We start from the raw sequence: 22653 nt of genomic DNA on the forward strand, positions 1-22653 counted from the left end.
TGACGTCAGGCAGGGAACGTCAGGTCGTGCGGCAGCGGCGCGAAGAACGCGTCGACGCCCGCCTCCGAGAATTCTGCCCAACTCGGGTTGCGGTCCTTGTCGATGACCTGTGCGCGGATGCCCTCGGCCATGTCGGGATGCAGGAGGCACCGGAGGGATACGCGGTATTCGCGCACCAATGTGTCCTCCAGGGTCGCGTCGGCCGCGGCCTCGCGCAGCGAGCGCAGCGTGACCGCGAGTGCGGTGGGGCTCTTGGCCGCGATGGTGTCGGCAGTCTTGGCCGCCGCCTCGGTGCCGACTGCGCGGCAACGGTCGATGATCTCCGAGATCGTTTCGGCAGCAAAGGCTTCGGCGATCCAGTCACGCTGCGCGGCGAGCTCCGACGCGGGAGCGTCGGTGGCGTACTGCTCGATCGCCGCGTCGACCCCGGAGGTCCCGATGGCCTCGATGAACGCGGGCAGCGAGTCCGAGGGGACGAAGTGGTCGGCGAGACCCATGGCCAGCGCGTCGGCGCCGCGGAGGTGAGCCGCGGTGAGGCCGGCGTAGAGGCCGAGCCCGTCGGGAACACGCGAGAGCAGGTGTGTGCCACCGACATCGGGGACGAATCCGATGCCGACCTCGGGCATGGCGAGGCGGGTGCGGTCGGTCACGATGCGGATGTTGCCGTGTGCGGAGACGCCGACGCCGCCGCCCATGACGATGCCGTCCATGATCGCGACGTAGCTCTTCGGGTAGCGGGAGATCGCGGCGTTGAGCCGGTACTCGTCGAACCAGAACTTCGCCGACGGCGAGTTCTCCGCGTCGACATCGGTCGAGTCCGGGTTCCCGCTGAGAGCGGAGGCGTCGCGATGGATCGCGACGATGTCGCCACCCGCACACAGGCCGCGCTCGCCGGCACCGTAGAGAACGACGGCCTCGACGGCGTCGTCACCGGACCAGGCGTCGAGGCGTTCCGCGATCTCGGTGACCATCTCGTGGTCGATCGCGTTGATCGACTTCGGACGGTTGAGGATCAGCGACCGCGCCGACCCGTTCTCCTCCGTCAGGACAGACGGGACCAGCACTGATTGTTCCGACACGACCGAAACTCCTCTCCACACCGACAGGCCTCCACAGATGGTTGCATATCCTAGTAACAGAGGCCAGACCCCGGGTGCCCCTCCATTACGAGGTTAGGGTGGCCTCATGGGCTACTCGAGAGCACGCGTCCGCGGGGTCGACGACCTGACGCCCAACCTGCGCCGCCTGACGTTCGACGTCGATGACCTGACCGGCCTGGGACTGCCCGGCGTCGCCGACGAGGCGGTGGGCATCTACTTCCCCTTCGAGTCGCACCGCTCGACCCCGGACATGGAGTGCCGGGACGGGACCTGGGCCTACTACGACACCGACCCCGCGCCGGCCGGGCGCAACTACTCGATCCGCGCAGCCGACCCCACGGCCGGCACCGTCGTCGTCGATTTCGTCATCCACGCCGCGGGACCGGCGACCACGTGGGCCCAGCGGGCCGAGCCGGGTCATGAGGTGGTTCTGACGCACGCGCGTAGTTGGTTCACGCCACCGGCCGGTACGAGCCGACTCGTCCTGGCCGCCGACCTCGCCGGACTCCCCGCCCTCGCCCGGATTCTCGAGGAACTCTCGTCGACCGTCGGCGTGACGGTGGTGGTCGAGGTGCCGGCGCCGACCGACCTCGCCTACCTACCCGAGCGGGAGGTCGAGACGATCACGCTGGTCGGCGGCAATGGACGGACGCCGAGCCGGCTCGCGCAGACGGTCGCCGAACTCGACCTTCCGGCACCAACTGACACCTCCGCGTACTGCTGGTTCGCCGGCGAGGCCGCCGAGTCACGTTCCGTCCGTAAGCATCTGCGCAGCGAGCTGCGATGGGGCCGTGATTCCTACGACGTGATCGGCTACTGGCGAGCGGACAGCGAACGCTGGACCCGACGCTATACCGAGCGCAGCACCGAACTGTTCGCGGTGTACCGGCAGGCGCTCGCCGACGGCAAGACCGAGAAAGAGGCGTCCGAGGAGTTCGACGAGGCGCTCGAGCGCGTCGGCCTGTAACCGACGATCCGGACCGCGCAACCGGCACTGCTCAGGTCCGGTCTGCCCGAGTTCGGGGACCGCGCTCCACGTTGCGGGTGATCCGCCGCAACAGCTCGATGAGGGTTTCGATCTCCTCGTCGTCGAGGCCGTCGAGCATCTGCCGTTCCGACTCGAGACGACGCGGGAACTGCTCTTCCACCAGCTCCCGTCCTTCGGGGGTGAGTGACAGCAGGACCACCCGCCCGTCACGTTCGAGCCGCTCGCGTTCGACCAAACCCATCTTGACCAGGCGCTCCACGTTCTTCGTCGTCGACGCCCCGGAGATCCCGGTGACCGAGGTGACCTCGCTGGCGCGCAACGGGTGATCGGCGCGCGCGATCGCACTCAGGACGTCGTATTCGACGCGGGTGACCCCACGCGGGTCGAGTTCGCGCTCGAAACGCGCCAGCGCGAGGGCACTGATCCGCGTGATGCGACCGATGACGTCGATGGGCCTGCCGTCGACCTCGGGATACCGGGCCTCCCACTCCGTGCGGGCCCGGTCGACGGCGTCCGGGAGGACTTGGTCACCGGGTCCGGATGCAGCGGAAGGAGTTGGCACGTGACACATCGTACTCGATCATTTCCAACTGTTTTATAGATATTTTACTTGAGAACTATTATGGTGGTCGAATGCCATCCACCTTCAGCGGCACCACCCGCCGCAGTCGCCTGCAGCACTCGAGGAGGGCGCTCGCCCATTCGGTGTCGCCGTCCGCATGGCGCAGCACGCTCGAGATCCGGCGGGCGGACCCGACGATCGCGATCGGCTTCCGCGTCGGCCTCGCCGGTGCCATCGCGCTCGTCGTCGGAGGACTCATCGGCCATACCGAGGTCGCGGGCTTCGCCGCTCTGGGGACCCTGTCGTCGGCCTATCTCCGTTACGAGCCGTATCCGCGCATGGCGGGCAGGCTGGCCGGGGTGGCGTCGCTGATAGTCGCCTACACCGCTCTGGGTGCCCTCCTGGGCGTGCTGGGCGTGTCGATCTGGGCGCAGATCCTGCTCGTCTCCGGGGGCGCCGGACTCGCCTTCTGGTTGTGCGCGGCGTTCCGCATCACCGGACCGGGCCCGGCCATCATGATCTTCGCCGCCGCCGGCGCCGCCGGATTCGCCCACACCGCAGCCGACGCCGTGACGGCCACGGTCGCGGCGGCATTCGGCGGGCTCGTGGGCTGGCTCGTGGCCATGGCGCCCGCACTGTCCCATCCGCACGGCCCGTCGCGGGTGGCCGTCGCCCGGGCACTCGCCGCCGTGTCGGGGATCGAGCACTACGGTCCGGGCTCGGTGGCCGCGGCTCGAGCGTCGATCGGGCAGGCACGCGAGGTGATCGCCCGGACCCCGGCACGACGCGTCGACGCCCATGTCGCCGAATTGATCTCATTCCTCGACGCCGCGGAGTCGGTGCTCGACAGCGGTTCTCACGACTCCCTGACCGCTCGGCGCGAGGACTTCTCCCACCTCGAAGCGGAACTGCGCAAGGTGCGGCCGAACCTCACTCCCCCGCGCGAGCGCACCGACGTGACCATGCCCGGAACCGCGCCGAAGAACACTCTGCGCGAATCACTCCGGGGATTGTCCGACCGGGAGATCGGAGTGAACGTCGCCCGGGTGACCACCGCGTCCCTGCTGGCCGGTGGGCTCGCCACCGCGGCCGGTCTCACCCACCCGCTTTGGGCGTCGATCGGTGCGCTCGCCGCGCTGCAGGGAGTCAACTATCGACACACGGTTCAGCGAGCCATCCAGCGCCTCGTCGGCAATGTCGGTGGCGCGGTACTCGCGGCGATCATCATCGCCGCCGGACTCGGATACTGGCCGCTCGTCGTGGTGATCGTCGTATGCCAGGGTGCCGCCGAGATGGTCGTGACCCGCAATTACGCCCTCGCCTCGGTTCCCATCACGGCAATGGCGTTGCTGGTCACCAGCATCGGCAACCCGGTGGGTGCCGACATCGGCGCGACCCGGGTGTTCGACACCCTCCTGGGCGTGATGATCGGTGTCGTGGTCGCGGCCGTCACGATCCGCCTCGACGACCGGCACCACCTCGACACCACGTGATGCTCCCCGGACAACTGCGGGTCTAGTACCGTGCGACCTGCCCGTCCTTGGGTGCGCGGTACATCTTCCACACCAGCTTCGGAATCCCGCGTACCGGCAGCGGCTTCGGCCAGTCCCGCGTGCGCATCAGAGCCTCGGTCCCGCCGTCGACGGTGATGACGGCGCCGGCCATGAAGTCGGCGGCCGGCGACAGCATGATCATCACCCACGCGGCGAGCTGCTCCGGGGTTCCGTACTCGCGCACCGGAACCGGGAACGACTTCACGCTCTTGGCCTGCGGGCTGTCGAGCTGGGATCGCAGCAGGGGCGTCATCACCGGGCCGGGCGCGATCACGTTGATCCGGATGCCCTCCCCGGCCCACTCCGGCTTGGTGCCCTGCCAGCGTGACCACTGGGTGACCGCGATCTTCGATGCCGCGTACGCGACCGGCGCGGTGACGCCGCGACGTCGCAGGATCTGCCGGGTCGCCCCGGCGGTGTCGCCGTTGATGAGCCGCCGGATGGCACCGCGCGGCACCAGCGGTGTCACGGTCGTCGAATTGGAGCCGAAGACAACCACTTTCGCCTTGTCCGCAGCAGCGAGGGCCGGGCGCCAGGCAGTCAGCAGATCGGTGACGCCGAGGACGTTGACCTCGGTGATCATCCGCTCGCGCCCCTTGCTCGGCCCCATCCCGGCGGCGAGGACCGCCCCGTCGAGCGTGCCGCCGGCCTTGGCGAGGACCTCCTCGGCGGCCTTCTGCCGACCGTGCGCGGTCGACAGGTCGGCGACGACGTCGGCATCGCGCAGATCGACGCCGATCACCGTGTGCCCTTCCGCGCGTAGGGATTCGGCCACAGCCGCGCCCATCCCCGACGCCGACCCGGTCACCGCGTACGTGCCGCCTCCAGTGGTCATACCATCCCTCTCTTGAATCTCTGATCGCTCTTGCTGTCACGCTGGCCGGCGCCGTGCCGGTCCTGCGTCCGTTCATAGGCGTCGTTGAACGCCCGCAACTCGTGGAGCAACGCCTCCGGGCTGCCCGGTGCGAGATCGGCAAAGACCTGCTCGAGTCGCTCGGCACGAAGCAATCCGTCCCGCCGGAAGGCCTCGCGTCCCGCATCGGTGGGACGGATCAGCTTGGAGAGCGAGTCCTCGACCTCGAAACGCTCGAGGTAACCGTGTTTGATCGCGGCATTGACCTGCCGATTGACGGTCGACTGCTCGAGTTCGAGTTCTTCGGTCAGCTGGCGAAGCGTGCGCGGCCGACCGTCGGACAGAACCCACAGGATGGCGAAGGCGGACTTCTCCAGCCCGACCGACGGCGGGAGCAGCCCCTTGCGCCGGGACATACGCAGCAACTCGGCCACCAGGTCTCGGTGTACCGGCGATTGCCACGGCTCGTGGTCCTCGGACATTGCCCCTCCATCGCATCGACCAGGACAAATCTACTGTCCGGTTTGCCTATGTACGTTACATATGTATGCTGCATACCTCGAAGGAGGTCTCGCATATGAGCGAAACACAAGGCCAGTTACCCCAGGAGGGAACCGAACAGGCCCCCGCCGGCGCCGTCGGCAGCGTCGTGGCGCTCTGCTTCGGCGGACTCGTCGCGTCACTGATGCAGACCTTGATCATCCCGATCCAGCCGGATCTTCCGCGTCTGCTCGGAACCTCGATCGGCAATGCGTCGTGGATCATCACCGCCACCCTGCTCGCCGCGGCGGTCGCCATGCCCATCGCCGGCCGCCTCGGCGACATGTTCGGCAAGCAGCGCGTCCTGCTCGCCAGCGCCGTCCTGCTGACCCTCGGATCGCTGCTGTGCGCAGTGGGCGACTCACTCGTTCCGCTGATCATCGGTCGTGGCGTCCAGGGCCTCGCGATGGGTTTCATTCCGGTCGGCATGAGCTTGATCCGCGAGATCACCCCGCCCCACATCACGTCGATGGCCGTCGCCGCGATGAGTGCGACGCTCGGCGTCGGCGGTGCGATCGGTCTGCCCCTGTCGGCGTGGATCGTCGAGACGTGGGACTGGCATGCCCTGTTCTACGTCGCGACCGGCCTCGGTGTGCTCATCATCGCCGCGGTCCTGCTCCTCGTCCCGCGGGTCAACACCTCCGCCGGCGGCCGCCTCGACATCCCCGGTGCCGTCGGTTTGGCCATCGGCCTCTCGGCCTTCCTGATCGCGGTGTCGAAGGCCAATGACTGGGGCTGGACCTCGGGCAAGACCCTCGGCCTGGGCCTCGGCGGCATCGCCGTCCTCGTCGTCTGGGGAATCTTCGAGCTCCGCCAGAAGGAGCCCCTGGTCGATCTTCGGACGACGGCCCGGCCGGCCGTCCTGCTGACGAACATCGCCGCGGCCGCCATCGGTTTCGGCATGATGGCGCAGTCGATCATCCTGCCGATGCTGCTGCGGCTGCCCGAGGCGACCGGTTACGGCCTGGGCCAGTCGATTTTGGCTGCGGGTCTGTGGATGGCGCCCGGCGGTCTGATGATGATGTTCTTCGCACCGCTGTCGGGCCTGCTGATCAACAAGATCGGCGCGAAGTACACCCTCGCCATCGGCGCCGGCATCCTCGGCTGCGGCTACCTCTTCGCCTTCTTCCTCATGGACGCGGCGTGGAAGCTGATGCTGGCCTCGATCATCTGCGCCATCGGCGTGGGCGTCGGATACGCCGCCATGCCGACCCTGATCATGGGTTCGGTGCCGGCCACCGAAGCCGGCGCCGCGGTCGGACTGAACGGCCTGATGCGCTCGCTGGGCACCACCGTCGCCTCCGCCGTCATGGCCCTCATCCTGGCCAGCGCGACCATCTCGCTGGGCGGCACCGAGGTCCCCGACGAGTCGACGTTCACCTGGTGCTTCCTGATCGCGGCCGCCGCCGCCTTCGTCGGCGTGGCGATCACCCTGCTCATCCCCTCCAAGGGAAGAACATCGGGCATCGTCGAGGAGCAACCGGTACGCGCCCGTCACTGACCCTCCCCGAGATGCCAAGCGGCCCGGTGGTCCTCGTGATCACCGGGCCGCTTCGCGTCTGCTTCACATGCCGCTACGTCGCAGCGTCACGCGGTACGTGTAGTGCTCGGGCAGGAAGTAGCTGATCGCGAGTTCGACGGCCCGCCCGCGTGAATCGGTGTAGAGCCGGTCGACGCGCAACACGGCGTGACCCACCGGACAGCCGAGCCGCCTTGCGGTCTCGGCATCGGCGGTGGTGGCCGTGATCGATTGCGCGCATTCCTCGATCGGATACTGCAGGTGCGGTTCGAGCAGACCGATCATCGTGTGCTCGCTCGTCGCACCGGCCTTCACCTCGGGCGCACCGATCACGAGCCGAGCCACCGACTCCGGCCATGACACGGTCGTGACCACGAACGGCACCCCGTCGTGGAATCGCTGGAACACGATCCGGTAGACGACGTCGGTGTCGAGCCGCAGGCGTCCGGCAGCCTCGAGATCGACTCGGCGCGAGGGTGATTCGAGGACCTGCATCTCGGTGTCGGTCGAGAGGTTCATCAGGTCGTCGATCGAGCCCAGTTGCCGCAGGTACTGACCGGCGTTCTCGGTCGCGAAGGTCCCACGGCCGGGTACGCGATACACCGAGCCCTCGGTGACCAGCTCGAGAAAGGCGCGGCGTACCGTCTGCCTGCTCAGGCCGTACTCCTGTGACAGTTCGGACTCGGTGGGGAGCCGTACACCCCCCTTGTAGCGGCCTTGGGCGATGTGCGATCGCAGTTCGGCGGCCAGCACCTTGTACGCCGGCTCGGACTGCCCGACCTCGCTCATCCCACTCCCCTGTTCGAGTACGGCTGCTCCTGACGAGTCGACGCCGTCAGATACCGCCCCGTGCCACGAGCTGCGCGGCGATCACGTTGCGCTGGATCTCGTTGGTGCCCTCACCGACGATCATCAGCGGTGCGTCGCGGAAGTACCGTTCGACGTCGAACTCGGTGGAGTAACCGTAGCCGCCGTGGATGCGGACGGCATTGAGGGCGATCTCCATCGCGACCTCGGAGGCGTAGAGCTTGGCCATGCCGGCTTCCATGTCGCACCGCTCGCCCCGGTCGTACTGCTCGGCGGCGTGCCAGGTGAGCTGCCGGGCCGCGGTCAGCTTGGTCGCCATGTCGGCCAGGTAGTTGCCGATCGACTGGTGCTTCCAGATGGGCTGCCCGAAGGACTCGCGCTGCTGCGCATAGGCCAGCGAGTCCTCGAGTGCTGCGGTCGCGACACCCAGTGCGCGACAGGCAACCTGGATGCGGCCGGTTTCCAGCCCCTTCATCATCTGGCCGAAGCCCTTGCCGGGTACGGCGCCGAGGATCGCCGACTTCGGTGCGCGGTACCCGTCGAAGGAGAGCTCGCAGCTCTCGACTCCCTTGTAACCGAGCTTGGGCAGGTCGCGCGAGACGGTCAGTCCGGGACCGTGTTCGACGAGGACGATCGAGATGCCCCTGTGCCGCGGCTGTGCGGCCGGGTCGGTCTTGCACAGCAGGGCGATCAGCCCGGAGCGTCGGGCATTGCTGATCCAGGTCTTCGCCCCGCTGATGACCAGCTCGTCGCCGTCTTCCTTGGCCACGGTCGACATCGCCTGCAGGTCGGAACCACCGCCCGGCTCGGTCAGCGCCATGGTTGCGCGCATCTCGCCGGTGGCCATCCGCGGCAGGTAGTTCTGCTTCTGCTCCTCGGTGCCGAACAGGGTGAGCAGCTTGGCGACGACGGTGTGACCGCCCATCGCGCCGGCCAGGCTCATCCAGCCGCGTGCGAGTTCCTGGGTGACCTGCGCGTAGCAGGGCATCGAGACCGGCGAGCCGCCGTACTCCTCGGGCACGGCCAGACCGTAGATGCCGATCTGCTTCATCTGCTCGATCCACTTCTCGGGATATTCGTTGGCGTGCTCGACCTCCTGCACGGTCGGCTTGACCTCGCGGTCGATGAACGACCGGACGGTCTCGACGAGAAAGGATTCTTCCGCTGACAGCGTGCTCATGAAGGGGCTCACCTGTGTTCTTCGAGGAGGGCTGATTTGTACGGCCATTTTGTCGATAGGCCGTACCTATGTCAACCTTCCCATCGGACATCGAGGTCTGATAGAACCGTGAAGGCACGACTTTGGCCGCACATTTGAACCCGACATCCGGGTTGACACGATCACTGGGAGCAATGGTGCAGAGAAGACGAGGCGTCCTGGTGGCGCCGGCCTCCGACGACCGCAAGGCACGCAAGGCGCTGGCCTCCATCGCCGACGAGGTGGTCCTCGACCTCGAGGACGCGGTCACCCCGGCCAACAAGGACTCGGCGCGCACCGCCGCCGCCGAACTCGTCGCCGAGTTCGGGGCTGATCGCGCTGTCTCCCTGCGCATCAACGCCATCGACACCCCGTGGGCATCGGACGATCTGGCCGCCTGCGCCCAGATGCCGAACCTGACGTCGGTGGTGCTCCCCAAGGCCGACACCCCCGGTGATCTCCAGGAGGCCGACAAGCAGCTCGGCGATTCCGCCGTTCGTCTCCAGGCACTGCTCGAGACCCCTCGTGGGATTCGCGACGCCGGAACGATCTGCGCGGCCACCGACCGTCTCGACGCCGTTCTGATCGGTTATGCCGATCTCGGCGCGTCGCTCGGCCGGGCGTCAGGACTGCCGATGCGGACCTGGCACGTCGTACAGGACTCGGTCCTGCTCGCCGCACGCGCCGCCGGGGTGGACGTGATCGACGGCCCCCACCTCACCATCGCCGACGACGACGCGTTCCGTGACGCCAAGCGCTGGGTCCGCGACCTCGGCTTCGACGGTACCTGGGTGATCCACCCGGCCCAATTGGCAAGTGCGATCGAGATATTCACTCCGGACGCGGATGCCATCGAGGACGCGCGACGCGTACTCGAGGCACTGGAGAAAGCAGCCGCCGCAGGCGCCGGTGCCGCCGAGCTCGACGGCCGGATGCTCGACGAGGCCCTCGCCGTCTCCGCGCGCCGAGTCCTCGCGAAGGGAGCGGTCGATGAGTGAGCCGATCGCGGTCGGCGGGCCGTACTTCGACGAGCTGACGCACGGGCAGGTGTTCGACGACGCACCGTCGCTGACGCTGACCTCCGGGCTCGCCGCGTCGCATCAGACGATCCTGGGTGACCGGCTACGCCTGTCCCTGGATGCACATCTGGCGGGCCGCGTGCTGGGCGAGGGCACGCTCGCCCATCCCGGACTGGTGACCGACGTCGCGATCGGGCAGTCGACGCTGGCCACCCACCACGTGAAGGCCAACCTCTTCTACCGTGGGCTGCGTTTCCTCAGCTGTCCGAAGATCGGCGACACCCTCACCACCGTGACCGAGGTGGTCGGGCTGCGGGAGAACAAGTCCAAGCCCGGTCGCGCCCCGACCGGTCTGGCCGCCCTGCACATGGTCACCACCGACCAGAACGGCGCCACGGTTCTCGACTTCTACCGCTGCGCGATGCTGCCGCTGTCCCCGGCCCCCGACCCGGGACGCACCGTGCACGCCGACGACCTGAGCACCATCGGCCCCGGCGCGGATGCCGAACCGGCACTGCCCGACTGGGACCTGGCCACCTACCGGTCATCGGTCCGCGGACAACATTTCTCCCCCGAGCTGGCCGGACGCGTCTACCGCTCGAGCGCCGATGTGGTCTCCAGCGCACCGGAACTCGCGCGTCTGTCGCTGAACATCGCCGCCACCCACCACGACGAGCGAGTGGCCGGCAAGGCGGCCGGCGGACGGCTCGTCTACGGCGGACACACCATCGGACTCGCTCTGTCGCAAGCCAATCGGGCCCTGCCGAACCTCGTCACCGTGGTGGCGTGGGACTCGTGCGACCACACCGGGCCCGTCCGCGAGGGCGACACACTCAGCTCGGAGATCCACGTCGAGGACGCCACCCCGCTCGACGGCGGGGGTGGAATCCTGCGGCTCCGGTCGAAGGTCGTCGCCCACGGCGACCGTGACCACCAGGCAGGGGAGGACCGCGACGTCCTCGACTGGCGCTACCACGTCCTGATGGCCTGACCCGAACACCTTTCCTCGGAGGATCTTTCGCATGAGCACCACACCCCGCCCGCTCGAGGGCCTGCGCATCGTGGAGGTGTCGAGCTTCGTCGCGTCACCGCTATGCGGTCTGACGCTGTCCCAGCTCGGCGCCGAGGTGATCCGCGTCGACCCCCTCGGCGGCGCCGCCGACACCAACCGGTGGCCGGTCACCGCCGACGGCAACTCCATCTACTGGACCGGCCTCAACCGCGGCAAGAAGTCGGTGACCGCGAACTTCCGGGAACCCGAGGGCCAGAAGCTGATCCAGGATCTCGTCACCGAGAGCGGGCCCGGTGGCGGCATCCTCGTCACCAACGCCGGCGGTCGTGCATGGATGAGCCACGAGACCCTGTCCGCGAAGCGCTCCGACGTCATCACCCTCGAACTGCTCGGACGCACTGACGGGACACCCGGTGTCGACTACACCGTCAATGCGGCACTGGGCTTCCCGGCGATCACCGGCCCAACCGACTACGCCGGCGTGGTCAACCACGCCCTGCCCGCATGGGACGTGGCCTGTGGCCTGTACGCAGCGCTCGCCATCACCGCGGCGGTACGACGCCGCGACCAGACCGGTGCCGGCGCTCAGATCACGCTGCCGCTGGAGGACACCGCCCTGGCGGTCGCGGGAACGCTCGGTTACCTCACCGAGCCGCAACTCGGCGGCGGTAGCCGGCCCGCGACCGGCAACGACGTCTACGGCACGTACGGAACGGATTTCGTCGCCTCCGACGGTGGCCGCTTCATGCTCGTCGCCCTCACCCCGCGCCACTTCCGGGACCTGGTCGCGATGACCGAGACCGGGGATGCGGTGGCAGCGGTCGAGAAGGCGCTCGGTGCGGACTTCACCGCGGAAGCAGACCGTTACACCCACCGCGGGATCCTCACCCCGCTGTTCGCCGCGTGGTTCGCCCGCCACTCCACCGCCGAGGTGGAGGCCGCCCTGGCGCAGAGCTCGGTGCTGTCGGAGCGTTACCGCACGTTCGACGAGGTGGTGGAATCCGGCGTTCTACAGAAGAATCCGCTGTTCACGGAACTGGAGCAGCCGGGTATCGGCAGATACCTCGCGGGCGGTCTCCCGGCCCGGTTCGACGGTGAGCACTACTTCACCGGCCCCGCCCCGGAGCTGGGATCTTCGACGGGTTTCTGACCCTTCGATACGGCCCTCCGCAAGCTCCGGGCCTACTCAGGGAGCGGAGAAATCCCGCCGGCTGAGGTGCGAGCGAACACCTCAGCCAGCGAGAGGGTCACCTGTGCGCGAGGTGATCCGGACGAGGTGCCGTACCGTCGAACGGTTCCTGCAGGGCGTTCGACTTCGCGTTGAACACGACGAAGAGGTTGCTCCGCGGGTACGGGGTGATGTTGCCGGCCGAAGCGTGCAGGCAGTTGGAGTCGAAGTAGAGCGCCGACCCCGCGGGGCCGGTGATCGTGTCGATCCCGAGTTCGTCGGCGAGGGTCGCGACATCCTCCTCGTCCGGCGTGCCGAAGGGCGGACGGTACGAGGTCAGCGATTCCCGGTGGTAGCCATCGGGTGTCGCGCCGACGCAGCTGACGAACCGACGGTGCGAGCCGGGGATGATCATCAGCGGCCCGTTGGTGGACAGGTTCGGGGTGAGTGCCAGCGACACGCTGAGTGCTCGCGGTGCGGGCATCCCGTCCTCGGCGTGCCAGGTCTCGAAGTCGGAGTGCCAGTAGAACGGTCCACCGGCGAAGCCCGGCTTCAGGTTGATCCGGCTCTGGTGGATTGTGACCTCGTCGTCCAGGATCTGTTCGGCGACACCGCGGATCGAGTCGCGGTCACAGATCTCGGCGATGATGTCGCTGAGGCGATGTACCGCGAACAGCGAACGCACGTCACCGTTCGAGGACTCACGGATGACCCGGTCGTCCTCTCCGAGTCGGTCGGTGATGTCGGAGACCTCACGGAGACACGCGTCGATGTCGGCGGCCGACAGGACCTTGTTCTCGGTGTGGTACCCGCGGTCGGCATAGTGGCGCAGCTCGGGCGCCGACAGCGGCCCCGGGTTCCCCATGCTGCCCCACACGGTGTTGTGGGGTCGCGGTTCGATCTGGCTGCGGTGGGCGAGACGGGTCCGGTACACGTCGACGCCTCGGGTCAGGCTCTCGGTTCGGGCATTGCGGATATCGATGTTCTGGCTTGCTGTTTGAGTTACCACGATCGATTCGATCCTTTCCCTCATCCGGCAGGCCGCTCGGGACAGGGCATTCCGGCGGCAGGCAAGGTGATTGTGTTGTGCGCGAATCCGTCTCACGGGAACGGACCGCGAAAGATACGGCCGCACGAGGCACGCGATGATCTGCACGCACCTGACAGGGCCGTATGTGTGCAGCCTGCCAGGGAAATGCGGCCCCCCGCAACCATGCTGGTATGCCGGTTGCGAAGGCCGTGCATCGTCGCGATCTCAGATGTGTTGCACGACCACGGTTGCGATCGACGACGGTTTGCCCGACGAATTCGCCGATATGACGCGCACCACGGACAGGCTTCGGCCACGGTGCAGGGTCTCCGACGTGAAGGTCGTGGTGTCGGCGGCGTTGCACGGGCGGACATAGCTGATGTCGATGCTGGTGGTGCGCAACTGCCCGTCCGCCTCGACCGACGACATCGCCGCGAGTTCGGAGGCGCAGATCAGGATTCCGCCGTGCACGCTGCCCATCCCGTTGGCCGAGAGGAAGGTCGGGGGCATGGTCAGAACGCCGGGCGCGGTGGGGACCAGGCCGAGCTGGTCGCGAACCGGGCTGGCCGGCGCGTCGAGCACGTCGGCAGTCGCATGTGCACCCGGTGAGGTCGGGGCGTCGATGAGGTGGGACCGCTGGACGATCGTCGCGATCGTGCGACCGGAGGGATCCGAGATCCTTCCGGTGGTCATCGCGCCCCGCTCGTCGCGGGCGACGAGTTCGCCGGTGACGTCGAGGACCGTCCCGTCGAGCGGCGGGTCGGCGACGAAGTCCATCCGGATCCCGAGGGACACCGGCCAGCGTCCCTCGGGGCTACCCGCGTCCACGACATATCCCGTCACGTCGTCACAGACGACGGCCAGCGCCGCCCGGGTGACGCCGGCGGCGGGATCGGCGAGCCACGGCCCGGTCTCGATGCGGGCCTCACCGCGTTCGGCGGACATCGAGAGTCCCCTGATCCGCAGCATGACCTCGGGTCCGCCGAGGTAGAAGTCAGACGAAGTCGTCGGCATGGAACGAACTTACTCAGCGTCGGGAATCGGCGTACTCCAGGATCACGTCGACGGCCCGCGCCGCGCTCTGGCAGGCGCCCTCCATCGTGGTGGTCCAGTCTGTCCTGGTCCAGTCGCCGGCGAGGGCCAGACCGTCGACGGTGGTGCGCTGGTCCGGCCGGATTCCCGCGGTACCGGGACGCTGGGCGAACGTCGATTTCGGCATCCGGACCACGTGACTGTGGATGACCTGCGCGTCCGCGGCCTGCGGGTAGTACCTGCGCAGCATGTCCATCTGGATGTCGGTGATCTCGGCGTTGGTCTTGCCGATCAGGTCATACGACGCCGACACCGTCGTCGAGTAGAACCAGTTGTCCTTCGGTTCCCGTCCGTGCATGCGCTGACGGTCCCAGACCTGTTCCAGCACTCCCTCACCGCCGTGGAGGATCTCACCCCAGTCGGTCATCCCGATCGACCGGTCGAGGTAGAGGTTGACGCTCACGATCGGGACGGGCGTGAGGTTGTCGACGGCCTCGTAGATCCGTTCGTGTCCCGGGACCTGGTCGAGCAGCCCCTTGACGCTCCACACGGGTACCGCGCAGATGACCGCATCCGCCGCGACCTTCTCCCCGTCGGCGAGTGTCACCCCGGTGACGGTGCCGTCAGCAACGTCGATCGTCGAGACCACGGCGCGATGCCGGACGTCGACGCCGGCGTCGGCGAAGCGTTTCTCCGCGCCCGCGATGAACAGGGTGTCGAGGTCGACGGTCGGGAATCCGATGGAGACCGGGGTGCGGGTCGCGAGAGCGCGCCGCGCACCTGTGACGAGCAGATCGGCGGGCACCTTCGCCGACGAGATCTCGGTCTTGTCGCCGGTCAGGCCGATGACGATGCCATCCCACAGTGCGTCGCGTGCCGACTGTGGCATGCCGATGCGGCGGAACCACTCGTCGGCGGTCACCTCGTCGAGCCACTCGGGCTGGCGGAACGCGTGCCGGATCAGCCGTGCCTGGGCGATCGCGGTCCGCACGCGGTCCACACCGGTCACCCCGGGGAGGTCGCCGATCGCGGCACGCAGTCCGGTCACGCCGCCGAACGCCGACTTGCGGGTGGCGCCGCCGGGCATCCGGAACGTCATGTGTCCCGGGAACTCGACGTGTTCGCGGGTCCCGACGCTCTCGAGGTACCGCATGAGGTGTTCGTATCCGCTGGCGAAGACGTGTTGCCCGTTGTCGGGGACGTCGTCCACCGCGGCCAGCGGCATCGAGATGGTGCGGCCACCGAGCGAACCGCGCCGCTCCAGGAGCGTGACCCGCTGCCCGGCCTCCGCGAGCCACACCGCCGACGCCAGACCGGCGAGTCCCCCACCCACGACAACGCAATGCATGCGCCACAGCGTATCGGCCAGCGGTGACCGATGTGAGATGGTTCGACCGTTGCGTCTCAGTTCGTCATCCTGACGTTCCTGGCAGCACGCGGTCACTGCGCTACCGGCGGGCGAGCACCGGTCAGCCCGGCAACGTCTCACCACCGATCGGGGCGAGCACCTCGCCGGTGTAGTAGGACGACAGCTGCTCGGCCGCGAAGAACACATAGGACGGCGCGATCTCATCGGGTTGGGCGGCTCGGCCCATCGGCGCCTGCGTCCCGAAGTCCTTCACGGCCTCGGCCGGCATCGTCGCCGGGATCAGCGGGGTCCACACCGGTCCGGGCGCGACGCAGTTGACGCGGATCTTCCTCTCCAGCAACGACTGTGCGAGCGAATAGGTCAACGCCAGGACCGCGCCCTTGGTCGCCGAGTAGTCGATGAGACTGTCGTTGCCGCGCAATCCGTTGATCGACGAGGTGTTGATGATCGCGCCACCACCGGTGAGGTGGGGCACGGCGGCGCGGGTGGTGTGGAAGAAACTGTGGATGTTCACGTCGAACGTCCGGTACCACTGTTCGGGGTCCACCTCGAGGAAGTCGTCGACGACCTCCTGGTAGGCGACGTTGTTCACCAGGATGTTCAGCCCGCCGAGCTCGGCGACGGTGCGTTCGACGACGTCGGCGCAGTGGGCCGGGTCACCCAGGTCGCCGCGGTAGGCGCGCGCCTTGCGACCCTCGGCCTCGATCAGCGCGACGGTGTGGCGCGCGTCCTCGTCCTCGTCGAGGTACGCGATCGCGACGTCGGCCCCTTCCTTGGCGAAGGCGATCGCGGTGGCCCGGCCGATACCCGAGTCGCCGCCGGTGATCAGCGCCTTCTTGCCGGCCAGCAGGTCGCGGCCGCGGTACTCGCGCATCTCGTCGCGCGGACGGTCCGGCATGTCCCCGGTCTCGCCCGGGTAGGGAATCGTTTTCGCTTCGTGTGGGGAGTTGCCCTGATCGGTCATCGTCGTCGGTTGCCCGCTGTGCCGCAATCGAAAACCTGCTACCGCGTTCAGGGATTCTCGTCGGGGATCTCCTGATCGAGTTTCTCGTCGAGCGTCTCTCCCTCACGCTGCTCGCGGGCCGTCGTCCCGGTACGGTCACTGGCCGACTAGTCCTCCGGCGGGTCCATCCCGTCCTCGAGCGGATCGCGGGCGAGATGGTCCTCGTCGAGGTCCTCGGCACCCACCGTCGAGGTCAGATCGGGGTTGACTCCCTCCGTCGCCGCAGTCGCGTCGGTGCTCTCACTGTCGGTGCTCACCACGACCTCCTCAATCTTCTCGGGAAACGATCTCGTCGGCGACAGGTACGTTCGCCACGGCACCGTGCCTACCCGAGCACCGAACGACCAAAACAAGAGCGTTGACCTGCTTGTTCGTCCATGTCTCCGATCGGTCCGCGACACGGGTCGGGCCAATTCTTGCCGCTGATGAAACCCGGGTAAGCTCATATCTCGCCCGAGACCGCCGGCGCTGTCGTTTTTGCGTGCCTTCTTAGCTCTAGGGGTGACCGTGCCAAAGACCAACAACATTTCTGCCGATGATTCTCGGATTCGTCACGTCGGCAGCTTCCGGTTCCTCTTCGACACCGAGGAGTGGTGGTGGTCCGACGAGGTGGCCGAGATGCACGGTTACCAGCCAGGTGAGGTCACCCCGACCACCGAGCTGCTGGCCGGTCACAAGCATCCCGACGACCGCCACGCCTTCGACGAGATGGTCGCGACGATGCTGAGCCGACGCACGCCGTTCTCCAGCCGTCATCGCATCATCGATACCTCCGGCACGGTCCATCACGTCGCGGTGGTCTCGCAGCAGCTCATCGACGAGCACGGCGTACCCATCGGAGCAGAGGGCTTCTACCTCGATCTGACCGGGTACGACGAGCAAACCGTCAAGTTCCAGGTCGACGAGCACGTCGCCCGCTTCCGCGAGAACCAGGGCGTGATCGAACAGGCCAAGGGCATGATCTCGATGGCATATGGGGTCAGTCCCGAGCGCGCGTTCGAGGTGATGCGCTGGCGTTCGCAGACCGCCAACGTCAAGGTCAACGAGCTGGCCAAGAACATCGTCTCGGGCGTCCACAGGTACGTCGTGCTTCCCGACCCGGTGCGACAGTCCTTCGACCACCTCCTCCTGAACGCTCACCAGAACGAGAACTGAGACCTTCCCGACACGCATCGTCGTCGGGTTTCACAATCGTCGTACCGGGTATCCGCAAGCCAACTGCCGCTCTCGGCAATTCTGCGGTGAAGACGCCGCAACCCTGCGGACCCGGTTGAGCCAACAGCCGTTCATGTCTCGAAGTGAACGGATGGAACAGTGGACGGACGTGTTATCGGGCAACTCGGCGGTGCGGCGACCCTCGAGAAGGTGCACAGCTCACGGACGACGCGGTCGAGCACCGCGCACATCCGCGTCGCTTCCGTCCCGCAGTCGCATGTCTACGTCCGGCATCTCTCGCCGGTGAACGGGTCGGTCAGCCTCCTGGACACCGGTGCCGTGTCGGTGACCCGGCTGCCCGATCCGGTGCCTGCTGACGGCGCCAAGGTGCCCGGCGGATGGTGGCCGCCGTTGATGCTCGACCCGCGGTGGATTGCCGAGCACCACAACGAGTTCGACGTGTTCCACATCCACTTCGGCTTCGACGCCGTCGAACCGTCGGTGATGGCCGATGTGCTCGGTGAACTCGACCGTCACGACAAGCCGCTCGTCTACACGCTGCACGACCTCCGCAACCCTCACCACCCGGAGCCCGGCGCCCACGAGGAGGTCCTCGACCTCCTCGTCCCGGCCGCGGACGAGGTCATCACGCTGACTCCGGGTGCGGCCCAACAGATCTCGCAGCGTTGGGGTCGGTCCGCGGCGGTACTCCCGCACCCCCATGTGGTGCCGCCCGCCCGGTTCGCCCCGCGCGAGGCACCGACCGACGAGTTCATCGTCGGCGTGCACGCCAAGAGTGTGCGCGCCAACATGGACCCGCTCCCCGTCATCATGACCCTGCTGGACGCCGCCTCCGACTATCCGGACATGACGATTCAGATCAACCTCCACGACGAGGTCTTCGTCCCCGGGAACCACTGGTACAACCCGGACTTCGGCACCGCCGCACTCGCGCTGTCGCGGCACCCGTATGCCCGCGTGCGGGTGCACGAGTACTACACGGACGATCAGCTGTGGGACTACCTCGGCAAACTCTCGGTCTCGGTCCTGCCCTACCGGTTCGGTACCCACTCGGGCTGGCTGGAGGCCTGCCACGACCTGGGCACCGCGGTGATCGCGCCGAGCTGCGGCTTCTACCACGAACAGCAGGAGTGCTTCACCTACGACTTCACCGAGGACCATTTCGATCCGGAGTCGCTGGTTGCCGCACTGGCGCAGGCATATTCCGCTCGTCCGGCACCGGCGATGTGGCGCGATCGTCGCGCACAGCGGCTGTCACTCGCCGAAGCCCACGCGGGCCTCTACACCCGGGTGCTGCATGAGTGAGTCGCTCCGAATCGCCGTTGTCGCGTCCAGCCGGTACCCGATAGCACAGCCCTTCGCCGGCGGCCTCGAAGCCCACGTCTGGCATCTGACGCGGGCGCTGACCCTTGCCGGTCACGAGGTCACGCTGTTCGCGGGAGCCGGCAGCGACCTGCCGGTCGAGTCGGACCGATTACGTGGCGAGCTGTTCGAGCCGTCGGCGGCGGCTCGGTCGGATGTGTCGATGCCGCCGATCGAGGTGCTGCACGATCATCACGCCTATCTGTCGCTGATGCTCTCGTTCACCCGGAACCCGGATGACTTCGACGTCATCCACAACCACAGCCTGCACTATCTGCCGGTCGCGATGGGTCCAGCCGTCGACACCCCGATGGTCACCACCTTGCACACCCCGCCCACGCCGTGGCTCGAATCGGCACTGGCGCTGGCACCGGATACCAGGTGCGTCGCGGTGAGCCGGCACACCGCTCACGCGTGGTCGCATGTTCTCGGTTCGATACCGGTGGTACACAACGGTGTTCAGCTGAATCACTGGCCGATCGGCACCGGCGGTGACGACCTGGTGTGGTTCGGCCGACTCGTGCCGGAGAAGGGCGCCCACCTCGCGATCGAGGCCGCCCGAATCGCCGGTCGTCGGCTCCGGCTCGCCGGACCGATCAGCGACAAGACCTACTTCCGTGATCACGTCGCGCCGGCCCTCGGCGACCAGGTCAGCTACGAAGGTCATCTACACCAGCACGAGCTGGCCCGGCTGGTCGGGTCGTGCGGCGCTGCGCTCGTCACACCGGTGTGGGACGAGCCCTACGGACTCGTCGTCGCCGAATCCCTCGCCTGCGGAACACCAGTGGCGGGATTCGCTCGCGGCGGCATCCCGGAGATCGTCGGTGACACCGCCGGCATGCTGGTCCCGGGCGATGATGTCGTCGCGCTCGCGGAGGCCGCCGAGAAGGCATTCACGATCGACCGACGGGAGGTGCGCCGGCGCGCCGAGCAGCATTGTTCCGACATCGCGATGATCGACCGGTACACCGACATCTACACCGAACTCGTGGCCGAGCGAGAGCGCCGAGGCTCCCGCCGACTTGCCGGGGCGTTCTCGGCATGATCGGCTATTACGTCCACCATCAGGGTCGCGGACACTGTTCGCGGGCCGCCGCCATCGCCGCGCGCTTACAGACCGACATCGTCGCACTCACGAGCGCCGAACTGACCGATCCGGCCTTCGACGAGGTCGTCGTCCTGGACCGCGACGACGCCGATCCCGCTCCCTCCGACATCGATGCCGGCGGTCTGCTGCATTGGGCGCCTCGGCACGACGCCGGGTTGCGCAACCGGATGGCCCAACTGGCGGATTTCGTCGCGACGCGGCGGCCGGCCGCGATGGTCGTCGACGTGTCGGTGGAGGTCACTCTGTTCCTCCGGCTGCTCGGCGTACCGGTCGTGGTCATGGCGATGCCGGGCGTGCGCGACGATCTGCCCCACCAACTCGCCTACCGCGCCGCCGACGCCATCATCGCTCCCTGGCCCGGCGACCTGTACCAGCCGGACTGGCTCCTCGAGCACCTGTCCAAGACGGTCTTCACCGGCGGCATCTCCCGCTTCGACGGCCGGCCACAGGTCGCCCACCCGACCTTCGCCGCCGACATCCTCGTTCTCGGCGGGGCCGGCGGCAACGCCGGGGCAGCGCATCCGGCGATCGGCCTGGCCGACGCATTCCCCGATCTCAAGGTGGTGGGCCTCGGGCCGGCCTTCCGAACCTGGGTCGACGACCCGTGGCCGTTCCTGTGCAGTGCCCGCCTCACCGTCATCGGCGCTGGGCAGGGGAGTGTGGCGGATGCCGCCGCGGCTGGACGTCCCGCTGTCGTCATGCCGGAGGACCGTCCGTTCGCCGAGCAGCGCGCCACCGCGAACACTCTCGCGCGTTCCGAGCTCGCTCTGGTCGCCTCGACGTGGCCCGACATCGACCGTTGGCGATCGATCGTGGATTCGGTCGGTGATTCCGAACCGGCGTGGTCCCGGTGGCAGACCGCCGGCGCCGCCGAACGGGCGGCCCGCGCCATCGAAGCGGTGGCGAGATGACGACCGGAAGTGCAGAGGAGACCGTCGCGGTGATCACCATCGTGTCGGGACGCCACCTGCATCTGCGCCGGCAACTCGAGGCGTTCGAGCACTCGACCGCGCGACCCGACGTCCACATCGTCGTCGCCATCGATGACCCCGACATCGATGGCGTCGTCGCCGATTCGGCTCCCGCGGCGCATCCGACGCGGGTCGTCCACCTCGAGAAAGTGGAGTCCGGCACACTGCCGCTCGCCGATGCTCGCAACACCGGCGCGCAGGCCGCCATCCACGCCGGGGCAACCCTGCTGGTGTTTCTGGACGTCGACTGCATCCCCGGGCCGGACCTGGTGCAGCGTTATCTCCGCTCGTGCGCTGCGACACCAGAACTGCGTCTCCTCTATTGCGGGCCCGTGACCTACCTGCCACGCGACCAGGAGGTGTTCGACGCACGCGAGCTCCACCACTTCACCGACCCACATCCCGCGCGTCCGGTGCCTGGGCCGTGCCAGACTCAACTGTCCTCCGAGATGACACTGTTCTGGTCGCTGTCCTTCGCCGTCCGCTCGATCGACTGGCTCAGGATCGGCGGGTTCCACATCGGTTACCGAGGCTACGGAGGAGAGGACACCGACTTCGCGATGTGCGCCGCACGCAACGGCTTTCGCATCGCCTGGGTCGGCGCCGCCCACGCGTACCACCAGCACCATGCGGTGTCGGACCCGCCCGTCGAGCACCTCGAGGACATCCTCCGCAATGCGCGAGTGTTCCACCGGCGGTGGGACCGATGGCCCATGGAGGGATGGTTGAACGCCTTCGCGCGACAGGACCTCATAACCTACGACGAGACCGTCGACGACTGGCGCCGGACTACGGTCGAACGGTTGAGCAGATGATTGGCCGGACTTACTTCCGGACCTTCGAGAACCTGATGGTCACGTCGCGAGTCGCCTCGGCGGGCGACGATTCCGCGTAACTGATCGCGTGGGTGTCGGTGACGGTCTGGACGACTCGCCATCCGAACGTCGACTCGTCCAGCTCGACGCCATCCACGAGCTGACCCCTGACCTCCCCGACCACGCCGTTGGAAGCGAGGTGCAGAGTGACCTCCATCGAGGAGCTCTCGGCTGCTGCGGAGATTATCTGTGAGCAGATCTCGTCCACCGCGACCTTCGCGTCGATCACGTCGTCGAGCGACCAGTCGTCGATGTACAGAGCCGTCTCGACCAGCGCGCGCACCAGCGCAAGTCGATCAGTGGCCGCCGGGACCCGCAGCACCGTTGGCAGACTGCCTTCGATCGATAGCTGGGAAGTGGCGTCGGAGTCGGTCATCAAGTGAGTCTTCTTCGCACGTCGATATGAGT

General features: G+C 67.7%; 23 protein-coding genes. 11 read left to right on the forward strand and 12 right to left on the reverse strand.

Annotation, left to right across the window (positions count from 1 at the left end; translation table 11 throughout):
- Nucleotides 1-5: 5 nt before the first annotated feature.
- Nucleotides 6-1079 (reverse strand): enoyl-CoA hydratase/isomerase family protein, encoded by a 1074-nt coding sequence (locus IHQ52_RS00485; RefSeq protein WP_024499688.1) that lies wholly within the window; start codon nt 1077-1079, stop codon nt 6-8.
- A gap of 106 nt (nt 1080-1185) precedes the next feature.
- On the opposite strand from IHQ52_RS00485, the gene IHQ52_RS00490 reads away from it, so the two are divergent.
- The gene (locus IHQ52_RS00490; RefSeq protein WP_024499687.1) at nt 1186-2067 is read left to right on the forward strand and encodes a siderophore-interacting protein; all 882 of its coding nucleotides are present in this window, start codon (nt 1186-1188) and stop codon (nt 2065-2067) included.
- 31 nt (nt 2068-2098) lie between these two features.
- On the opposite strand, the gene IHQ52_RS00495 is transcribed toward IHQ52_RS00490, so the two are convergent.
- Nucleotides 2099-2650, reverse strand: a complete 552-nt coding sequence (locus IHQ52_RS00495; protein WP_024499686.1) for a MarR family winged helix-turn-helix transcriptional regulator — start codon at nt 2648-2650, stop codon at nt 2099-2101.
- A 71-nt stretch (nt 2651-2721) separates the two neighbouring features.
- Here IHQ52_RS00495 and IHQ52_RS00500 point away from each other — a divergent pair, with 71 nt between their 5' ends.
- Nucleotides 2722-4143: an FUSC family protein gene (locus IHQ52_RS00500; RefSeq protein WP_024499685.1), complete on the forward strand. Its 1422-nt coding sequence runs from the start codon at nt 2722-2724 to the stop codon at nt 4141-4143.
- A 22-nt stretch (nt 4144-4165) separates the two neighbouring features.
- Here the strand turns inward: IHQ52_RS00500 and IHQ52_RS00505 are convergent, their stop codons facing one another.
- Nucleotides 4166-5038, reverse strand: a complete 873-nt coding sequence (locus IHQ52_RS00505) for an SDR family oxidoreductase (RefSeq protein WP_024499684.1) — start codon at nt 5036-5038, stop codon at nt 4166-4168.
- Complete coding sequence (locus IHQ52_RS00510) at nt 5035-5538, reverse strand: MarR family winged helix-turn-helix transcriptional regulator (protein WP_024499683.1); 504 nt, start codon at nt 5536-5538, stop codon at nt 5035-5037. Before IHQ52_RS00510 ends, IHQ52_RS00505 begins: the two co-directional genes overlap by 4 nt.
- Before the next feature lie 95 nt (nt 5539-5633).
- Here IHQ52_RS00510 and IHQ52_RS00515 point away from each other — a divergent pair, with 95 nt between their 5' ends.
- Nucleotides 5634-7097 (forward strand): MFS transporter, encoded by a 1464-nt coding sequence (locus tag IHQ52_RS00515; protein ID WP_024499682.1) that lies wholly within the window; start codon nt 5634-5636, stop codon nt 7095-7097.
- A 63-nt stretch (nt 7098-7160) separates the two neighbouring features.
- Here the strand turns inward: IHQ52_RS00515 and IHQ52_RS00520 are convergent, their stop codons facing one another.
- On the reverse strand, nt 7161-7904 hold the full coding sequence (locus IHQ52_RS00520; protein WP_024499681.1) for a GntR family transcriptional regulator: 744 nt from the start codon (nt 7902-7904) through the stop codon (nt 7161-7163).
- Between the two features lie 46 nt (nt 7905-7950).
- Nucleotides 7951-9102, reverse strand: a complete 1152-nt coding sequence (locus tag IHQ52_RS00525; RefSeq protein WP_024499680.1) for an acyl-CoA dehydrogenase family protein — start codon at nt 9100-9102, stop codon at nt 7951-7953.
- Between the two features lie 173 nt (nt 9103-9275).
- Between IHQ52_RS00525 and IHQ52_RS00530 the strand changes: the two genes are divergently transcribed.
- Genes IHQ52_RS00530 through IHQ52_RS00540 form a run of 3 tightly spaced genes read left to right on the forward strand, consistent with a single transcriptional unit; the run spans nt 9276 to nt 12301 of the window.
- The gene (locus IHQ52_RS00530) at nt 9276-10118 is read left to right on the forward strand and encodes an HpcH/HpaI aldolase/citrate lyase family protein (RefSeq protein ID WP_035760770.1); all 843 of its coding nucleotides are present in this window, start codon (nt 9276-9278) and stop codon (nt 10116-10118) included.
- Nucleotides 10111-11130: a MaoC family dehydratase gene (locus IHQ52_RS00535; RefSeq protein WP_096274697.1), complete on the forward strand. Its 1020-nt coding sequence runs from the start codon at nt 10111-10113 to the stop codon at nt 11128-11130. Before IHQ52_RS00530 ends, IHQ52_RS00535 begins: the two co-directional genes overlap by 8 nt.
- 31 nt (nt 11131-11161) lie before the next feature.
- On the forward strand, nt 11162-12301 hold the full coding sequence (locus IHQ52_RS00540) for a CoA transferase (RefSeq protein WP_006438526.1): 1140 nt from the start codon (nt 11162-11164) through the stop codon (nt 12299-12301).
- Between the two features lie 97 nt (nt 12302-12398).
- Here the strand turns inward: IHQ52_RS00540 and IHQ52_RS00545 are convergent, their stop codons facing one another.
- From IHQ52_RS00545 to IHQ52_RS00565, 5 genes are all read right to left on the reverse strand, one after another.
- Nucleotides 12399-13328, reverse strand: coding sequence for a phytanoyl-CoA dioxygenase family protein (locus tag IHQ52_RS00545; RefSeq protein WP_096274698.1), 930 nt, complete (start codon nt 13326-13328; stop codon nt 12399-12401).
- Nucleotides 13329-13574: 246 nt separating this feature from the next.
- A complete protein-coding gene (locus tag IHQ52_RS00550; RefSeq protein ID WP_024499675.1) occupies nt 13575-14363 on the reverse strand; it encodes a PaaI family thioesterase in 789 nt (262 codons plus the stop codon).
- Between the two features lie 13 nt (nt 14364-14376).
- Entirely contained in the window at nt 14377-15954 is a 1578-nt protein-coding gene (locus IHQ52_RS00555) for an FAD-dependent oxidoreductase (protein WP_332108854.1), read from the reverse strand.
- The gene (locus IHQ52_RS00560; RefSeq protein WP_024499673.1) at nt 15851-16714 is read right to left on the reverse strand and encodes an SDR family oxidoreductase; all 864 of its coding nucleotides are present in this window, start codon (nt 16712-16714) and stop codon (nt 15851-15853) included. The genes IHQ52_RS00555 and IHQ52_RS00560 overlap by 104 nt, the downstream gene beginning before the upstream one ends.
- A gap of 146 nt (nt 16715-16860) precedes the next feature.
- Nucleotides 16861-17010, reverse strand: a complete 150-nt coding sequence (locus IHQ52_RS00565; protein WP_232513026.1) for a hypothetical protein — start codon at nt 17008-17010, stop codon at nt 16861-16863.
- A 250-nt stretch (nt 17011-17260) separates the two neighbouring features.
- Between IHQ52_RS00565 and IHQ52_RS00570 the strand changes: the two genes are divergently transcribed.
- The 5 genes from IHQ52_RS00570 (at nt 17261) to IHQ52_RS00590 (ending at nt 22185) form a co-directional block, all read left to right on the forward strand.
- Nucleotides 17261-17908 carry a PAS and ANTAR domain-containing protein gene (locus tag IHQ52_RS00570; RefSeq protein WP_024499672.1) on the forward strand — a complete coding sequence of 216 codons (648 nt, stop codon included), beginning with the start codon at nt 17261-17263 and terminating at the stop codon, nt 17906-17908.
- A 159-nt stretch (nt 17909-18067) separates the two neighbouring features.
- Nucleotides 18068-19234, forward strand: a complete 1167-nt coding sequence (locus tag IHQ52_RS00575) for a glycosyltransferase family protein (RefSeq protein ID WP_024499671.1) — start codon at nt 18068-18070, stop codon at nt 19232-19234.
- A complete protein-coding gene (locus tag IHQ52_RS00580; RefSeq protein WP_024499670.1) occupies nt 19227-20336 on the forward strand; it encodes a glycosyltransferase family 4 protein in 1110 nt (369 codons plus the stop codon). Before IHQ52_RS00575 ends, IHQ52_RS00580 begins: the two co-directional genes overlap by 8 nt.
- Entirely contained in the window at nt 20333-21310 is a 978-nt protein-coding gene (locus tag IHQ52_RS00585; protein WP_024499669.1) for a hypothetical protein, read from the forward strand. The genes IHQ52_RS00580 and IHQ52_RS00585 overlap by 4 nt, the downstream gene beginning before the upstream one ends.
- A complete protein-coding gene (locus IHQ52_RS00590; RefSeq protein WP_024499668.1) occupies nt 21307-22185 on the forward strand; it encodes a glycosyltransferase family 2 protein in 879 nt (292 codons plus the stop codon). The genes IHQ52_RS00585 and IHQ52_RS00590 overlap by 4 nt, the downstream gene beginning before the upstream one ends.
- A gap of 10 nt (nt 22186-22195) precedes the next feature.
- Here the strand turns inward: IHQ52_RS00590 and IHQ52_RS00595 are convergent, their stop codons facing one another.
- Nucleotides 22196-22621 (reverse strand): ATP-binding protein, encoded by a 426-nt coding sequence (locus IHQ52_RS00595; RefSeq protein ID WP_024499667.1) that lies wholly within the window; start codon nt 22619-22621, stop codon nt 22196-22198.
- Between the last annotated feature and the right edge of the window lie 32 nt (nt 22622-22653).

Origin of the sequence: Gordonia amicalis (genome assembly GCF_022059885.1) — a bacterium.
In the GTDB taxonomy this organism is placed as follows: Bacteria; Actinomycetota; Actinomycetes; order Mycobacteriales; family Mycobacteriaceae; genus Gordonia; species Gordonia amicalis.

Coding starts and splice junctions, on each gene's coding strand:
- IHQ52_RS00490 (WP_024499687.1), top strand. CDS start 1,186: ATGGGCTACTCGAGAGCACGCGTCCGCGGGGTCGACGACCTGACGCCC.
- IHQ52_RS00500 (WP_024499685.1), top strand. CDS start 2,722: ATGCCATCCACCTTCAGCGGCACCACCCGCCGCAGTCGCCTGCAGCAC.
- IHQ52_RS00505 (WP_024499684.1), bottom strand. CDS start 5,038: ATGACCACTGGAGGCGGCACGTACGCGGTGACCGGGTCGGCGTCGGGG.
- IHQ52_RS00510 (WP_024499683.1), bottom strand. CDS start 5,538: ATGTCCGAGGACCACGAGCCGTGGCAATCGCCGGTACACCGAGACCTG.
- IHQ52_RS00515 (WP_024499682.1), top strand. CDS start 5,634: ATGAGCGAAACACAAGGCCAGTTACCCCAGGAGGGAACCGAACAGGCC.
- IHQ52_RS00520 (WP_024499681.1), bottom strand. CDS start 7,904: ATGAGCGAGGTCGGGCAGTCCGAGCCGGCGTACAAGGTGCTGGCCGCC.
- IHQ52_RS00525 (WP_024499680.1), bottom strand. CDS start 9,102: ATGAGCACGCTGTCAGCGGAAGAATCCTTTCTCGTCGAGACCGTCCGG.
- IHQ52_RS00530 (WP_035760770.1), top strand. CDS start 9,276: ATGGTGCAGAGAAGACGAGGCGTCCTGGTGGCGCCGGCCTCCGACGAC.
- IHQ52_RS00535 (WP_096274697.1), top strand. CDS start 10,111: ATGAGTGAGCCGATCGCGGTCGGCGGGCCGTACTTCGACGAGCTGACG.
- IHQ52_RS00540 (WP_006438526.1), top strand. CDS start 11,162: ATGAGCACCACACCCCGCCCGCTCGAGGGCCTGCGCATCGTGGAGGTG.
- IHQ52_RS00550 (WP_024499675.1), bottom strand. CDS start 14,363: ATGCCGACGACTTCGTCTGACTTCTACCTCGGCGGACCCGAGGTCATG.
- IHQ52_RS00555 (WP_332108854.1), bottom strand. CDS start 15,954: ATGAGATCGCGCCGTCCTATGTGTTCTTCGCGGCCGAGCAGCTGTCGT.
- IHQ52_RS00560 (WP_024499673.1), bottom strand. CDS start 16,714: ATGACCGATCAGGGCAACTCCCCACACGAAGCGAAAACGATTCCCTAC.
- IHQ52_RS00580 (WP_024499670.1), top strand. CDS start 19,227: ATGAGTGAGTCGCTCCGAATCGCCGTTGTCGCGTCCAGCCGGTACCCG.
- IHQ52_RS00585 (WP_024499669.1), top strand. CDS start 20,333: ATGATCGGCTATTACGTCCACCATCAGGGTCGCGGACACTGTTCGCGG.
- IHQ52_RS00590 (WP_024499668.1), top strand. CDS start 21,307: ATGACGACCGGAAGTGCAGAGGAGACCGTCGCGGTGATCACCATCGTG.
- IHQ52_RS00595 (WP_024499667.1), bottom strand. CDS start 22,621: ATGACCGACTCCGACGCCACTTCCCAGCTATCGATCGAAGGCAGTCTG.